Origin of the sequence: Mycobacterium sp. 1423905.2, from assembly GCF_001673155.1 — a bacterium.
In the GTDB taxonomy this organism is placed as follows: domain Bacteria; phylum Actinomycetota; class Actinomycetes; order Mycobacteriales; family Mycobacteriaceae; genus Mycobacterium.
Window position 1 is genome coordinate 1 of record NZ_LZLE01000354.1, and the last position, 13,450, is coordinate 13,450.

15 protein-coding genes and 1 pseudogene are annotated in these 13,450 nt (G+C 68.0%); 11 read left to right on the forward strand and 5 right to left on the reverse strand.

Annotated elements, in window-relative coordinates; translation table 11 throughout:
- Positions 1-66: 66 nt before the first annotated feature.
- From A9W95_RS24465 to A9W95_RS24475, 3 genes and pseudogenes are all read right to left on the reverse strand, one after another.
- Positions 67-489: pseudogene (locus A9W95_RS24465) on the reverse strand (PLP-dependent transferase); the annotation flags it as partial.
- A 1-nt stretch (position 490) separates the two neighbouring features.
- Positions 491-985: a transcription elongation factor GreA gene (gene greA / locus A9W95_RS24470; protein WP_067418773.1), complete on the reverse strand. Its 495-nt coding sequence runs from the start codon at positions 983-985 to the stop codon at positions 491-493.
- Between the two features lie 211 nt (positions 986-1,196).
- The gene (locus A9W95_RS24475) at positions 1,197-1,625 is read right to left on the reverse strand and encodes a DUF4307 domain-containing protein (RefSeq protein WP_067418821.1); all 429 of its coding nucleotides are present in this window, start codon (positions 1,623-1,625) and stop codon (positions 1,197-1,199) included.
- 101 nt (positions 1,626-1,726) lie between these two features.
- On the opposite strand from A9W95_RS24475, the gene mca reads away from it, so the two are divergent.
- The 4 genes from mca to A9W95_RS24495 are packed head-to-tail and all read left to right on the forward strand — an operon-like array spanning position 1,727 to position 5,291.
- Positions 1,727-2,599 carry a mycothiol conjugate amidase Mca gene (gene mca, locus A9W95_RS24480; RefSeq protein ID WP_067418775.1) on the forward strand — a complete coding sequence of 291 codons (873 nt, stop codon included), beginning with the start codon at positions 1,727-1,729 and terminating at the stop codon, positions 2,597-2,599.
- Positions 2,596-2,895, forward strand: a complete 300-nt coding sequence (locus A9W95_RS24485) for a hypothetical protein (protein WP_067418776.1) — start codon at positions 2,596-2,598, stop codon at positions 2,893-2,895. The genes mca and A9W95_RS24485 overlap by 4 nt, the downstream gene beginning before the upstream one ends.
- Positions 2,882-4,894 carry a thioredoxin domain-containing protein gene (locus A9W95_RS24490; RefSeq protein WP_067418778.1) on the forward strand — a complete coding sequence of 671 codons (2,013 nt, stop codon included), beginning with the start codon at positions 2,882-2,884 and terminating at the stop codon, positions 4,892-4,894. The genes A9W95_RS24485 and A9W95_RS24490 overlap by 14 nt, the downstream gene beginning before the upstream one ends.
- Before the next feature lie 13 nt (positions 4,895-4,907).
- Positions 4,908-5,291 (forward strand): nuclear transport factor 2 family protein, encoded by a 384-nt coding sequence (locus A9W95_RS24495; protein WP_067418779.1) that lies wholly within the window; start codon positions 4,908-4,910, stop codon positions 5,289-5,291.
- 22 nt (positions 5,292-5,313) lie between these two features.
- Here A9W95_RS24495 and A9W95_RS24500 read toward each other — a convergent pair whose 3' ends face one another.
- On the reverse strand, positions 5,314-6,054 hold the full coding sequence (locus A9W95_RS24500) for a hemolysin III family protein (RefSeq protein ID WP_067418781.1): 741 nt from the start codon (positions 6,052-6,054) through the stop codon (positions 5,314-5,316).
- 158 nt (positions 6,055-6,212) lie between these two features.
- On the opposite strand from A9W95_RS24500, the gene A9W95_RS24505 reads away from it, so the two are divergent.
- The 5 genes from A9W95_RS24505 to A9W95_RS24520 all read left to right on the forward strand — a co-directional run bounded on the left by A9W95_RS24505 (position 6,213) and on the right by A9W95_RS24520 (position 10,030).
- On the forward strand, positions 6,213-7,001 hold the full coding sequence (locus tag A9W95_RS24505) for a (2Z,6E)-farnesyl diphosphate synthase (protein ID WP_067418823.1): 789 nt from the start codon (positions 6,213-6,215) through the stop codon (positions 6,999-7,001).
- Between the two features lie 3 nt (positions 7,002-7,004).
- Positions 7,005-8,375, forward strand: a complete 1,371-nt coding sequence (locus A9W95_RS24510; protein WP_067418783.1) for a hypothetical protein — start codon at positions 7,005-7,007, stop codon at positions 8,373-8,375.
- 12 nt (positions 8,376-8,387) lie between these two features.
- Complete coding sequence (locus tag A9W95_RS28500) at positions 8,388-8,651, forward strand: hypothetical protein (protein ID WP_371328117.1); 264 nt, start codon at positions 8,388-8,390, stop codon at positions 8,649-8,651.
- Positions 8,579-9,472 carry a methyltransferase gene (locus A9W95_RS24515; RefSeq protein WP_371328118.1) on the forward strand — a complete coding sequence of 298 codons (894 nt, stop codon included), beginning with the start codon at positions 8,579-8,581 and terminating at the stop codon, positions 9,470-9,472. Before A9W95_RS28500 ends, A9W95_RS24515 begins: the two co-directional genes overlap by 73 nt.
- 144 nt (positions 9,473-9,616) lie before the next feature.
- On the forward strand, positions 9,617-10,030 hold the full coding sequence (locus A9W95_RS24520; protein WP_067418784.1) for a hypothetical protein: 414 nt from the start codon (positions 9,617-9,619) through the stop codon (positions 10,028-10,030).
- Between the two features lie 85 nt (positions 10,031-10,115).
- On the opposite strand, the gene coaA is transcribed toward A9W95_RS24520, so the two are convergent.
- Complete coding sequence (gene coaA, locus A9W95_RS24525; protein ID WP_067418786.1) at positions 10,116-11,054, reverse strand: type I pantothenate kinase; 939 nt, start codon at positions 11,052-11,054, stop codon at positions 10,116-10,118.
- Between the two features lie 163 nt (positions 11,055-11,217).
- Between coaA and glyA the strand changes: the two genes are divergently transcribed.
- Together glyA and A9W95_RS24535 are read left to right on the forward strand one after the other, a co-directional pair.
- Positions 11,218-12,498 (forward strand): serine hydroxymethyltransferase, encoded by a 1,281-nt coding sequence (gene glyA / locus A9W95_RS24530; RefSeq protein ID WP_067418825.1) that lies wholly within the window; start codon positions 11,218-11,220, stop codon positions 12,496-12,498.
- A gap of 66 nt (positions 12,499-12,564) precedes the next feature.
- Positions 12,565-13,392, forward strand: coding sequence for an acyl-ACP desaturase (locus tag A9W95_RS24535; RefSeq protein ID WP_067418827.1), 828 nt, complete (start codon positions 12,565-12,567; stop codon positions 13,390-13,392).
- The last annotated feature ends 58 nt before the right edge of the window (positions 13,393-13,450 follow it).

Genomic DNA, 13,450 nt, shown 5'->3' on the forward strand with positions numbered 1-13,450 from the left:
CAAAATCGCACGCTATCCGCGTGTCTCGTGCGATTTTGCGTCTGCTCGCGCAAGGAGGGGCGGCCGTTAGGCCAGTGCCTGTTCGAGGTCGGCGAGCAAATCGGCGACGTCCTCGATTCCCACCGACAACCGCACCAGGTCGTCGGGCACCTCTAGTTGGGAGCCGGCCGTCGACGCGTGCGTCATCGCACTCGGATGCTCGATCAGCGACTCCACTCCCCCCAGCGACTCGGCCAGGATGAACAATTGCGTTCTGGCGCACAGCTTTTCGGCGGCGCTGCGGCCGTCGCGCATGCGCACCGACACCATGCCACCGAAGCTGCTCATCTGCCGCGCGGCCACCTCGTGGCCGGGGTGCGCGGGCAGGCCCGGATACAGCACCGCGCTCACCGCGGAGTGTCCGTCCAGGAATTCCGCTACTGCTAAAGCGTTTTCGCTGTGCCGCTGCATGCGCAGCACCAGGGTCTTCAGACCGCGCAGGGTCAGGTGGTCAGGGGTGGTACGGCTCGGCGCTGACCAGCGTGACCGACACGGTGTTGCCGCTGGGCACGGTGTAGCTGCGGGTCTCGCCGACCTTGGCGTCGATCAGCGCGCCGCCCAGCGGTGAGTTGGGCGAGTAGACCTCGAGCTTGCCGTCGTTGACGCCCTCTTGGCGGGTGGCGATCAGGAACGTCTCGCTGTCCGACTCGTCGCCGTTGTAGTAGACCTTCACCACCGACCCGGGCAGGGCGACGCCGGATTGCTTGGGCGCCTCGCCGACCTTGGCGTTGTTCAGCAGGTCCTGCAGCTGACGGATCCGCGCCTCCTGCTGGCCCTGTTCCTCGCGGGCGGCGTGGTAGCCGCCGTTTTCCCGCAGGTCGCCCTCTTCGCGGCGGTCGTTGATTTCGGCGGCGATGACCGGACGATTGGCGATCAGCTGGTCGAGCTCGGCCTTGAGCCGGTCATGTGACTCCTGGGTCAACCAGGTCACCTGAGTGTCCGTCATCTCGTCGTGCTCCTTGTTCTGTCGGTGTCGCGGATTCGCGCAAGTCTCTGTGATCCCGTGTTGTCGGGGTCCCCACCCTCCGGGTGCTGCTCACGGCCTCTAATGCAGCAATACACGGTCCCATTCAGGACCGTGCATTCATCTATGTTACCACCGCGCAAACGCGGGATGACAGCATACCGCCTGCTCGGCGTTTGCTGCTGGCCCAGGGTCAGCGCAGGTAACCGGGCACGTCCGTGCCGCAGCCGTAGATGTCCGCCACCGCAGGCGGCTTGCTGGACTTCACCGTCGTCGTCACCTGCACGGTGCGCTGACTCGACGGCGCCACCAGCACCTCACGCCGACCCGTCTCACTGCCGTCCTTGGCGCGCACCCGCACGATGCAATCGACCGGGCGGGACGGGTCGGAGCGGGTCACGCTGATGGTCACCGACGCCGTCTCGTCGTCGATCAGCTGATAGCCGGCCAAGGTGCCGGAGACGGGATCGGTGGCGGTCCGCTGATACCCGACGACGGCAATGACCAGGCTGGCGCCGATCACCAATACTCCCAGCACGATGAGGATGCCGCGCCGTGAACCCGCCGAGCCGCGCACCCGCCCATAGCGGGCCGCGGGCCGATGCAGGGGGCTGTCCGTCACGTCGTCTGTCATGCCTGGGTAATTGCGGGGTATGCGGAAACTGGAATTATAGAGGCCACCCATAGGCTCGGGGGTGGCAGTGAATCGGACAAAGGGGGCACGTGAGCAAACTGCGGTTGATGGCGGTGCATGCCCACCCGGATGACGAGTCCAGCAAGGGTGCGGCGACGTTGGCGCGCTACGCCGACGAGGGCCATCGCGTCATGGTGGTGACCCTGACCGGCGGAGAGCGCGGTGACATCCTCAACCCGGCGATGGACCTGCCCGATGTCCTGGAACACATGGCCGAAATTCGCCGGGACGAGATGGCCAAGGCGGCCGAGATCCTCGGCGTCGAGCACACCTGGCTGGGTTTCGTCGACTCCGGGCTGCCCAAGGGCGACCCGCCGCCGCCACTGCCGGAAGGCTGTTTCGCGCTGGTGCCGCTGGAGGAGTCGAGCAAGGCGCTGGTGCGGGTGGTCCGCGAGTTCCGGCCGCACGTGATGATCACCTACGACGAGAACGGCGGCTACCCGCATCCCGACCACATCCGCTGCCACGAAGTTTCCGTTGCCGCCTACGAAGCGGCCGGTGACTATCGCCGCTTTCCCGACGCCGGCGAGCCGTGGACGGTGTCCAAGCTGTACTACGTGCACGGGTTCCTGCGGGCGCGGATGCAGCTGTTGCAGGACGAGTTCGCCAAGCATGGTCAGGAAGGCCCGTTCGGCAAGTGGCTCAAGCACTGGCACCCCGATCACGACTTCTTCGAGCGACGGGTCACCACCCGCGTCGAGTGCTCGGCCTACTTCAGCCAGCGTGACGACGCGCTGCGCGCGCACGCCACCCAGATCGACCCGAACGCCGAGTTCTTCGCCGCGCCGCTGGCCTGGCAGGAACGGCTCTGGCCGACCGAGGAGTTCGAACTGGCCCGATCGCGTGTGCCGATCCAACTGCCCGAAACCGACCTGTTCACCGGGATCGAGCCCGAGGAATGAAACACGTTCTGCTCAGTGTGATTGCGGAACAGCCGCGCAACACCGGACCGGACTTCGGCAAGGCCAGCCCGCTGGGACTGCTGGTGGTCATCGTGCTGGTGATCGCCACCCTGCTCCTGCTGCGCTCGATGAACCGTCAGCTGAAGAAGGTGCCGGAATCCTTCGATCGCCAGCACCCCGAGCCGGATCAGGCCGCCGACGAGGGCACCGACCCCGTCGTCCCCGATGAGGAGGGCCCCGGCACCGATCGCAACGGGTCGCGGCGGCCCCCTGGACACGCCGATGAGCCCGGCTGACGCCGCAGGCACCAACGCACTCGGACTGGCCACCAGCCCGTATCTGCGCCAGCACGCCGCCAACCCCGTGCACTGGCAGCAATGGACGCCACAGGCGCTGGCCGACGCGGCGGCGCGCGATCTGCCGATCCTGCTGTCCATCGGCTACGCGGCATGCCACTGGTGTCACGTCATGGCCCACGAGTCCTTCGAGGACGACGAGGTGGCCGCGGTGATGAACGCGGGATTCGTCTGCATCAAGGTCGACCGGGAGGAACGGCCGGACATCGACGCGGTCTACATGAACGCCACCGTCGCGCTGACCGGACACGGGGGTTGGCCGATGACCTGCTTCCTCACCCCCGACGGCCGGCCCTTTTACTGCGGCACCTACTACCCCAAACACCAATTCCTGCAACTGCTTTCAGCGATCTCCGAGACCTGGTCGCAGCGCCGCGGGGAGGTGGAGGAGGCCTCGGACCACATCGCCGGCGAGTTGCGGTCCATGGCAGCCGGGCTGCCCGGCGGCGGCCCCGAGGTGGCGGCCGAACTGTGCGACCACGCGGTGGGCGCCATCCTGCGCGATGAGGACACCGCGCGCGGCGGGTTCGGCACGGCACCGAAGTTCCCCCCGTCGGCGCTGCTCGAGGCGCTGTTGCGCAACTACGAGCGCACCGGTTCGCCCGCAGCGCTCGACGCGGTCACCCGTACCGGCGCCGCGATGGCCCGCGGCGGCATCTACGACCAACTCGCCGGTGGCTTCGCGCGCTACAGCGTCGACAACGCTTGGGTGGTGCCACATTTCGAGAAGATGCTGTACGACAACGCCCTGCTGCTGCGGGTGTACGCGCATTGGGCCCGGCGCACCGGGGACGCGCTGGCGCGCCGGGTCACCGCACAGACCGCGCGATTCCTGCTCGACGAACTGGCCGACGGTGACATGTTCACTTCGTCGTTGGACGCCGACGCCGCCGGGCGCGAAGGCTCGACGTACGTGTGGACGCCGGCGCAGCTGACCGAAGTGCTCGGTGTCGACGACGGGCGTTGGGCGGCAACAGTATTCAACGTCACTCGCGCCGGCACCTTCGAACACGGCACGTCGGTGTTGCAGTTGCTCACCGATCCCGACGACCCGGCGCGGCTGGAGCGAGTCCGCGCGCAGTTGCTGGCCGCCCGTCGCGCCCGGGAACAGCCCGGGCGCGACGACAAGGTCGTCACCTCGTGGAACGGGTTGGCCATCACGGCCCTCGGCGAGGCCAGCGTGGCGCTGGACGACCCGTCGCTGGCGGCCGCCGCGCAGCGGTGCGCGAGCGCGCTGCTCGAAGCCCACGTCGTCGACGGCCGGTTGCGGCGGGCCAGTCTCGGCGGGGCGATCGGCGATAGCGCCGCCATCCTCGAGGACCACGCGATGCTGGCCACCGGACTGCTGACCCTGTATCAGCTGACCGGTGATGCGACGTGGCTCGATTCGGCCGCCGGCCTGCTGGACACCGCGGTGCAGCACTTCGCCGACCCCGACCACCCCGGCCGCTGGTTCGACACCGCCGACGACGCCGAGCAGTTGGTGTTACGGCCCGCCGATCCGATGGACGGAGCGACGCCGTCGGGTGCGTCGTCGGTCACCGAGGCGCTGCTGACGGCGGCGCACTTGGTCGACGAGCGCCGCGCCGAGCGGTATCTGCACCTGGCTGGGGTGACGCTGCATGCGCATTCGGTGCTGTTGGCTCGCGCGCCCCGGTCGGCGGGCCACTGGCTGGCCGTCGCCGAAGCCGCGGTGCGCGGGCCGCTGCAGATCGCGGTGGCCGGCGACGCGGCGCAGTCGCCGTTGTTGGCCGCGGCGCGCCGATTGGCGCCGGCCGGGGCGATCGTCGTCGGTGGTGAGGTCGACTCGTCGGCGCTGCTGGCCGGACGGGATCGAGTAGGCGGCGCCGACGCCGCGTACGTCTGCCGGGGCCGGGTCTGCGACCTGCCGGTGACCAACCCGGAGCAACTCGCGACCGCCCTGGGTGTGACCGCGTAGTAGCGTGCGTCACATGCCAGATGCCGCCGAGCGAACACATGCGATCACCGACACGGTTCACCGCTACATCGACGCGGTGAGCAACGGCAGTCCCGAGGACTTGGCCGCCTTCTTCGCCGAGGACGCGACGCTCGAGGATCCGGTCGGCGGCGAGGTGCACATCGGCAGTCGCGCCATCGCCGGGTTCTACTCCGCGGTCACCGGCGTGCAGCGCAATTGCGAACTGGTGACGCTGCGCGTGTGCGGCAACGAGGCGGCGTTTCACTTCCGGCTGACCATCACCGCCGGCGATCACCGCATGCGCATCGAACCCATCGAGACCATGGTGTTCGACGACCGGGGCAAGGTGACCGCGATGAAGGCGTACTGGTCGCAGGCCGACGTCACGCAGCTGTAGCGGTCAATCACGGCCCCCAGCGTCAGAACACTACGAACCACATGGCGATGTAGTGGCAAATCGCCGCTACCGCCGTGCAGGCGTGGAAGAACTCGTGATAGCCGAAGGTCGTCGGCCACGGGTCGGGCCAGCGCAGGGCGTAGAGGATGCCGCCGATGCTGTACAGCGCGCCGCCGACGAACAGCAGCACCATCGCGGCGACTCCGGCGTTGTGCAGGATCGTGCCGGTGTACCACACCGCCACCCAGCCCAGCAGGATGTAGAGCGGCACCCCGACCCAGCGCGGCGCCGACGGCCACAGCATCTTGAGCAGGATGCCGGCCACCGCCCCGCCCCACACGATGGACAGCACTACCCGCCCGTCGTGGCCGGGCAGGGCTAGCAGCGCGAACGGCGTATAGCTGCCGGCGATGAACACGAAGATCATCGAGTGGTCCGCCCGCTTCATCCATTTGCGCGCGGTTTCGGACTTCCAGTTCACCCGGTGGTAGGTCGCGCTGACGGTGAACATGATGATCGTGGCGAAGGTGTAGAGCATCGTCGCGAGCCCGGCTTTGGTGGAGTCCAAAGCCCAGGACACCGCGACCAGCGAGGCACCTGCAGCCACCGCGGTGCCCGCGGAGTACACGTGAATCCAGCCGCGGAAACGCGGCTTGGTCAGTACCCGCGCAACGCCCTCGGCGATGTGATGGGCAGCGTTTGACGGTGCGGCTCCGTCGGATTCGGCCGGTGCGCTGCTAAGCGTGCTGGTCTGGCTGCTCATTGCTGACTGATGCCTCCGGGATGCAACGAGGTGGGTGAGAGCGAGTTCTAGTGCCCAAGATTAGCGGGGATGGCTGAGAGCAAGCTGTTGGACATGGCGTGATATTGCCCAAATTCGGACGGCGAAACCGGACGTAGATCACAGTAGGGTGGATGTTCGTGGAGATAGTCCCGCCGCGACTCAAAGAACCGTTGTATCGGCTCTACGAGCTGCGGCTGCGGCAGGGCTTGGCCGCCTCCAAGTCCGAACTCCCGCGCCACATCGCGGTGTTGTGCGACGGCAATCGGCGCTGGGCGCGCAGCGCGGGATACGACGATGTCAGCTTCGGCTACCGCATGGGAGCGGCCAAGATCGCCGAAATGCTGCGCTGGTGCCACGAAGCCGGCATCGAAATGACGACGGTCTACTTGCTTTCCACCGAAAACCTGCAACGCGATCCCGACGAGTTGTCCGCACTGATCGAGATCATCACCGACGTCGTGGAGGAGATCTGCGCGCCGGCCAACCGGTGGAGCGTGCGGACGGTCGGCGACCTGGAACTGCTGGGTGAGGAACCCGCGCGCCGGTTGCGGGGCGCGGTGGACTCCACGCCACAGAATGCGCCGTTTCACGTCAATGTCGCGGTCGGTTACGGCGGCCGCCAGGAGATCGTCGGGGCGGTGCGCGCGCTGTTGGGCAAGGCGTTGGCCGATGGCGCCACGGCCGAGGAACTCATCGACGCGGTCACCGTCGACGGCATCTCGGAGAACCTCTACACCTCCGGCCAGCCCGACCCCGACCTGGTGATCCGCACGTCCGGGGAGCAACGGCTGTCGGGCTTCCTGCTGTGGCAGAGCGCGTACTCGGAGATGTGGTTCACCGAGGCGCACTGGCCGGCGTTTCGCCATGTCGACTTCTTGCGGGCGCTGCGCGACTACAGCATGCGGCATCGCCGATACGGGAAGTGACTGATGGCTGTGCTGTCGGCGGTGGTGTTCACGCTGAGCGGTTGGCTCGGGCTCTATCTGCTGGCCCGCGACCCGCGCAAGCCGGTGCTGGTCCTGGCGGCGATCGGGTTGTCGGGCTTTGCGCTCGTGGTCGCGCTAGACGCGGTGCGCACCGTCAGCGCGGTGCACGCCCAGCTGCTCAGCGAGCTGGAGATCTACCTCGTCACCATCCCTAGCGTGGCGTGGTTCGCCGTGCTCGTCGAGCTGTCCCGGCCGTGTGACAGCGCGCGGGCGCGCACCCATCAGCTGGCATTCGTCGGCGGTGTCGCGGCGTTAACCCTGTGCGGTGCCTGGCTGGCCGGCAGTGTCGACGGACCGCTGCGCGCCGGCCACCTGGTGATGTTCGCGGTCATCTCCGTTTCGACGCTGGCCGCGATGGTGGCCGCGTTGCTGCGGCCCGCGCAGCCCCGGCCGGTCGCCGGCGTGGTCGTTGTCGCCACGCTGTTCTTCGCGCTGGGCAATGCGATCTTGATCATCCCGCTGGGTCTGGTGCCCAGCTGGCTCGCGTTGGCGTCGACCGGCGTCGACGTGCTGCTGCTCGGGGTGGCCGTGGCCCTGTGGGACGCGTTCGACGAGGGCCAGGCCTTGCGCGCCGACATGCTGCGCTCGTTCGCCGGATCCGCGGCGGTCGCCTTGCTCTTCGGTGGCCAGGCGCTGGTCGGTCTGGCGGTCACCCGCGACGAGCCGGCCGCCCAGACCGCCCTGACGGTGCTGCTGTTCACCAGCCTGGCCGTCGCGATCGCGGTGCAGGTGCTGGCCGACCCGCTGGCCGGAATCCTGGACCGGTTGGCATTCTCTCGCTCACCCACACTGCGCGCTGACCGCGCCGCGCTGCGCCACACCGGAGCGGCCCTGCCATTGCGGTCGGTCAACCCCCTCGAAGACGTCGACGAGGAAGATTTCGTGCGGCTCACCCGCCGGGCGCTGGGCCACTACGGCGACCTCACCAAGCTGGTGGCCAGCCCGCTGACCGCGCTGCCCGTCATCGACGAGCGGCTGGCGGCGCGGGGCGCGCCCGATCACCCGCTGGAGCGGGCCAACGAACTCAAAGCCGTGCTCGCCGACGGCATCGCCCGCCTCAAACCGCGCGACTGCGGCGACTTCGGAACCACCGAGCAATGGCGCTACTACAACTCGCTCTATTTCCCCTACGTCGTCGGGGTGCGGGCATACGCGCAGAACGCCACCGCGGCCGGCCTGGACCCGACCGCCCGCCAAGCCTGGCAGTGGTTGGTCACCGAGGTGCCGCAGCGCTCCCTGCACAACTGGCAGAACGCCGCCGCTCGGCTGATCGCCGCCGATCTGCGTGGCCGGGTCAGCGTCCCCAGTGACTAAGCTGACCACCCTATGTCTGCCAAGCTGCCGCCCGCCAGAGTCGCGCGGGCCATAGAGACCGCTCGCCATCACCTGGCACAGCTGCACCGGCGGCTGGTCCCGCCGCCGGTTGCCATGATGGAAATGGTCGTCGACATGTGGGCCGCCCAAGCCATCGTCGCGGCCGCGGATCTGGGCATCGCCGACGCACTCGCCGACGGGCCGTGCCGGCCGACAAGCTCGCCGCCGCGGTCAACGCCGACGCCGACGCGCTGCGTCGCCTGCTGCGGGCGCTGATCAGCCGGGGCATCTTCCGGCAACGCCGAGACGGCCGCTACGAGCTCACGCCGCTTGCCGACACCCTGCGCCGAGACGCCGAAGTCTCGATCGCGGGCTGGGCCCGCTGGCTGGGTGCGCCGCAGCACCGCGAGCACTGGAGCCACCTGGCCGACGCGATCCGTACCGGCCGGTCCGTCATCCCCCAACTGCGGGGCAAACCGATGTTTGACTACCTGGCATCCGAGCCCCAACTCGGCGAAATCTTCGACCAGGCCATGACTGGCGGCTCGGCACTCACGATCGGCCCCGTCATCGCTGCCTACGACTTCAGCCCCTACGCCACCATCGTGGACGTGGGCGGTGGCCAAGGCCGGTTGCTGGGCGCGATCCTGGCCGCCACCCCTGGCGCGAAGGGCATCTTGTTCGACCAACCTCAGGTGGTGGCCGGCGCGCCGGCGATTCTCGCCGAGCACGGGGTGCGGGACCGCGTCGAGATCGCCGAGGGTTCGTTCTTCGACTCCGTCCCGGCCGGCGGTGACGCCTATGTGTTGAAGAGCGTGATTCACGACTGGCCCGACGACGACGCGGTGCGCATCCTGACCAACGTGCGTCAGGCGGCCACGCCCGGCAGCCGCGTGCTGCTCGTCGAATTCGTGATGCCCACCCACGACCGCGAATTCGTGGGCAACTGGCTGGATTTGGAGATGCTGCTCGCGCTCGACGCGCGTGAGCGCACGGCCGAGGAGTTCGGCGAACTCTTCCGGCGCGCGGGCTTCGAGTTGACCCGGGTGATCGGAACGGCGTCACCGTTCAGCGTGATCGAGGCCAAGGCGGTCTAGGCTCGGCTCGCTCGCGGGAATAGCGCGCTGAACCCGCTGGTCATTGTTCTCGTGGCAGTAACTGGCAGTGCCACGCGTCGATCTGGCAGTGCTTCGACGGCACGCTCAAACCTGATCGACAACCGCCATCGTGAGGAGCAAGACATGACCGCTATCCCCGGCACAGCAACCCGACCGCTCTACGACTCGACGGACTCACTGTTGCGTTTGGCCATGCGCGCCGACGCCACCCTGACCGGTCTCATGGGTCTGATCGTCGCCGTCGCGGCCGACCCCATCTCGTCGCTGACCGGCCTGACCTCCGCCCAGGAGTACAGCATGGGCGCCTTCTTCGTCCTCTACGGCTTGGTGGTGTTCGGCCTGGCCGCGCTGCCGAACCTGCGCCGGGTCGGCATCGGCGTCGTGGTGGCCAACATCGTCTACACGGTGGCTGCCGTCGTCGCGGCCGAGTTGGTCCCGATGACGGCCACCGGCATCGCCGCCACACTGGCCAGTGGCGTGTACACCGCGGTGTTCGCCGGCCTGCAATACCTGGGAGTGCGCCGCCTGGAGGCGTGACTCCTTTCCCGCCGGTGCGGGGCGCCGCCGCTGCCTAGCGGTGTGCTGCCCCGCATTGGCCTGTGGCGGAGCGGGTCGTGCCGGACTACAACTTGCGCAGGCGTAACCGGTTGATCGAATGGTCGGAGTCCTTGCGTAGCACCAGGGTGGCGCGGGGCCGGGTGGGCAGGATGTTCTCGACCAGGTTGGGCCGGTTGATGGACCGCCAGATCTCGCGGGCGGCGGCGACGGCCTTGGAGTCGGTCAGGGCCGAATAGTGATGGAAGTGCGATTCAGGGTCGGCGAAGGCCGTCGAGCGCATGGCCAGAAACCTCGACACATACCACTGCTCGATGTCCTCGATGCGCGCATCGACGTACAGCGAGAAGTCGAACAAGTCCGACACCATCAGGGTGGGGCCGGTCTGCAACACGTTGAGGCCCTCCAAGATCAGGATGTCGGGGTGGCGGACCACATGCTTGGCGCCGGGAATGATGTCGTAATGCAGGTGGGAGTACACCGGCGCGCAGGCGTACTCCGAACCGGATTTCACCGAGGTGACGAACCGCAACAGCGCCCTGCGGTTGTAGCTTTCCGGAAAACCCTTGCGGTGCATCAGGTTTCGCCGATCCAGTTCGGCGTTCGGATACAGGAAACCGTCGGTGGTGACCAGGTCGACCCGGGGATGGTGATCCCAGCGGGCCAACAATGCCTGCAACACGCGGGCGGTGGTCGATTTGCCGACGGCCACGCTGCCGGCCACGCCGATGATGAACGGCACCGGCCGGTCGGGGTTTTGTTGCGGCTCGCCGAGGAATTCGGCGGTGGCGGCGAACAAGCCCTGCCGGGCGGCGACCTGCAGATGGATGAGCCGGGCCAACGGCAGATAGACCTCTTCGACCTCCAGCAGGTCGATCTGCTCGCCCAGACCGCGCAGTCCGACCAGTTCCTCTTCGGTGAGGGCCAGTGGGGTCGACATGCGCAGCGCGCGCCACTGCTTTCGGTCGAACTCGACGTACGGGCTCGGCTCGCTAAGCCGGGGCATGGTGCTCAGTCTTGCAGCAATACCCCGGCGCCTGACGGTGGGGCCAACCAAAACCCCGATCCGGCCCGTCGCGGTCGGCGCGGTGCCCGACCGCGAGATCGATAAACTGGCCCTCGTGACTGCCGCACCCCACGCCCGCGCCTCTGCCACCACGGACTCGGTCATGTCGGCCCCGCTCGCCGAGGTCGACCCCGATATCGCCGAACTACTGGCCAAGGAACTGGGCCGCCAGCGCGACACCCTCGAGATGATCGCGTCGGAGAACTTCGTGCCCCGCTCGGTGCTGCAGGCCCAAGGCAGCGTGCTGACCAACAAATACGCCGAGGGGCTTCCCGGCCGGCGCTACTACGGCGGCTGCGAGTACGTCGACGTGGTGGAGAACATCGCCCGGGACCGCGCCAAGGCGTTGTTCGGCGCCGACTTCGCCAACGTGCAGCCGCATTCGGGCGCGCAAGCCAACGCCGCGGTGCTGCACGCACTGATGTCGCCGGGGGAGCGGCTGCTGGGCCTGGACCTGGCCAACGGCGGTCACCTGACCCACGGCATGCGACTGAACTTCTCCGGCAAGTTGTATGAAACCGGCTTCTACGGCGTCGACCCCACGACTCATTTGGTCGACATGGACGCGGTACGGGCCCAGGCGCTTGAATTCCGCCCCAAGGTCATCATCGCCGGCTGGTCGGCCTACCCGCGCATCCTGGACTTCGCGGCCTTCCGGTCCATTGCCGACGAGGTGGACGCCAAGTTGTGGGTGGACATGGCCCACTTCGCCGGATTGGTCGCCGCCGGACTGCACCCCTCGCCCGTCCCGCACGCCGACGTCGTCTCCACCACCATCCACAAGACCCTCGGCGGCGGCCGGTCCGGGATGATCCTGGGCAAACAGGAATACGCCAAGTCGATCAACTCCGCGGTGTTCCCCGGTCAACAGGGCGGTCCGCTGATGCACATCATCGCGGGCAAGGCCGTCGCGCTGAAGATCGCCGCCACACCGGAATTCGCCGATCGTCAGGAGCGCACCCTGTCCGGCGCGCGGATCATCGCCGACCGACTGCTGGCCGACGACGTCGCCCAGGCCGGGGTGTCGGTGGTCAGCGGCGGCACCGACGTCCACCTGGTGCTGGTCGATCTGCGCAACTCCCCGCTCGACGGTCAGGCCGCCGAGGACCTGCTGCACGAGGTGGGCATCACCGTCAACCGCAACGCCGTGCCCAACGACCCGCGGCCGCCGATGGTCACCTCCGGCTTGCGGATCGGGACACCGGCCCTGGCCACCCGCGGCTTCGGCGACGCGGAGTTCAGCGAGGTTGCCGACGTCATCGCCACCGCGCTGGCCGCCGGCCAGTCCGCGGACACCGCCGGTCTGCGGGCGCGGGTGACCCGGCTGGCCAGGGAGTTTCCGCTTTACGAGGGCCTCGAGGACTGGAGCCTCGTCGGCCGCTGATTTCGGGTCGGGGCGCTCCCGCGCGCCGATTTCATTGCATCTGTGTATGCGGGTTACAGTTACTTCATGGCACAGAAACCTGTACCTAACGCATTAATTCTCGAACTCGAGCCCGTGGTGGAGCAGAACTGGACTCGCCACCTCGCCACCGAGGACCTCTGGTTCGCCCACGACTACGTTCCGTTCGACCGCGGTGAGAACTTCGCCTTCCTCGGCGGACGCGACTGGGACCCGTCGCAGGCGACGCTGCCCAGAGTCATCACCGATGCGTGCGAGATCCTGTTGATCCTCAAGGACAACCTCGCCGGCCACCACCGGGAACTCGTCGAGCACTTCATTCTCGAGGAATTCTGGGGCCGCTGGCTGGGCCGGTGGACCGCCGAGGAGCACCTGCACGCCATCGCCCTGCGCGAGTACTTGGTGGTGACCCGCGAGGTCGACCCGGTGGCCAACGAACAGGTCCGCGTCGAGCACGTGATCAAGGGCTACCGCGCCGACACCTACTCGCAGGTCGAGACCCTGGTCTACATGGCCCTCTACGAGCGCTCGATGGCGGTGTTCTGCCAGAACCTGGCCGCTCAGATCGAGGAGCCGATCCTGGCCGGGCTGGTCGACCGGATCGCGCGAGACGAGGCCCGCCACGAGTTGTTCTTCGCCAACCTGGTCGCGCACTGCCTGGAGTACACGCGCGAGGAGACCATCGCCGCGATCGCCGCTCGTGCCGCCGACCTCGAGGTCGTCGGCGCCGACATCGACGCCTATGCCGACAAGGTGCAGAACATGGCGGTCGCCGGGATCTTCGGCCCGCAGCAGCTGCAGCAGGTGATCGCCGATCGGATCGCCGACTGGGGTGTGGCCGACGAGCCGCAGCTCAAGCAATTCGTTAGGAGCTAACCGGCTCGGCGCGCCTGCGCTGCGCGGGTGTCGGCAGCGGAGTAGCGTCGCAGTCGAT

What these genes read in the sequence shown, in the direction of transcription:
- greA (WP_067418773.1), bottom strand. Translation starts at nt 985, where the DNA reads ATGACGGACACTCAGGTGACCTGGTTGACCCAGGAGTCACATGACCGG.
- A9W95_RS24485 (WP_067418776.1), top strand. Translation starts at nt 2,596, where the DNA reads ATGAAACACGTTCTGCTCAGTGTGATTGCGGAACAGCCGCGCAACACC.
- A9W95_RS24490 (WP_067418778.1), top strand. Translation starts at nt 2,882, where the DNA reads ATGAGCCCGGCTGACGCCGCAGGCACCAACGCACTCGGACTGGCCACC.
- A9W95_RS24495 (WP_067418779.1), top strand. Translation starts at nt 4,908, where the DNA reads ATGCCAGATGCCGCCGAGCGAACACATGCGATCACCGACACGGTTCAC.
- A9W95_RS24500 (WP_067418781.1), bottom strand. Translation starts at nt 6,054, where the DNA reads ATGAGCAGCCAGACCAGCACGCTTAGCAGCGCACCGGCCGAATCCGAC.
- A9W95_RS24510 (WP_067418783.1), top strand. Translation starts at nt 7,005, where the DNA reads ATGGCTGTGCTGTCGGCGGTGGTGTTCACGCTGAGCGGTTGGCTCGGG.
- A9W95_RS28500 (WP_371328117.1), top strand. Translation starts at nt 8,388, where the DNA reads ATGTCTGCCAAGCTGCCGCCCGCCAGAGTCGCGCGGGCCATAGAGACC.
- A9W95_RS24520 (WP_067418784.1), top strand. Translation starts at nt 9,617, where the DNA reads ATGACCGCTATCCCCGGCACAGCAACCCGACCGCTCTACGACTCGACG.
- coaA (WP_067418786.1), bottom strand. Translation starts at nt 11,054, where the DNA reads ATGCCCCGGCTTAGCGAGCCGAGCCCGTACGTCGAGTTCGACCGAAAG.
- glyA (WP_067418825.1), top strand. Translation starts at nt 11,218, where the DNA reads ATGTCGGCCCCGCTCGCCGAGGTCGACCCCGATATCGCCGAACTACTG.
- A9W95_RS24535 (WP_067418827.1), top strand. Translation starts at nt 12,565, where the DNA reads ATGGCACAGAAACCTGTACCTAACGCATTAATTCTCGAACTCGAGCCC.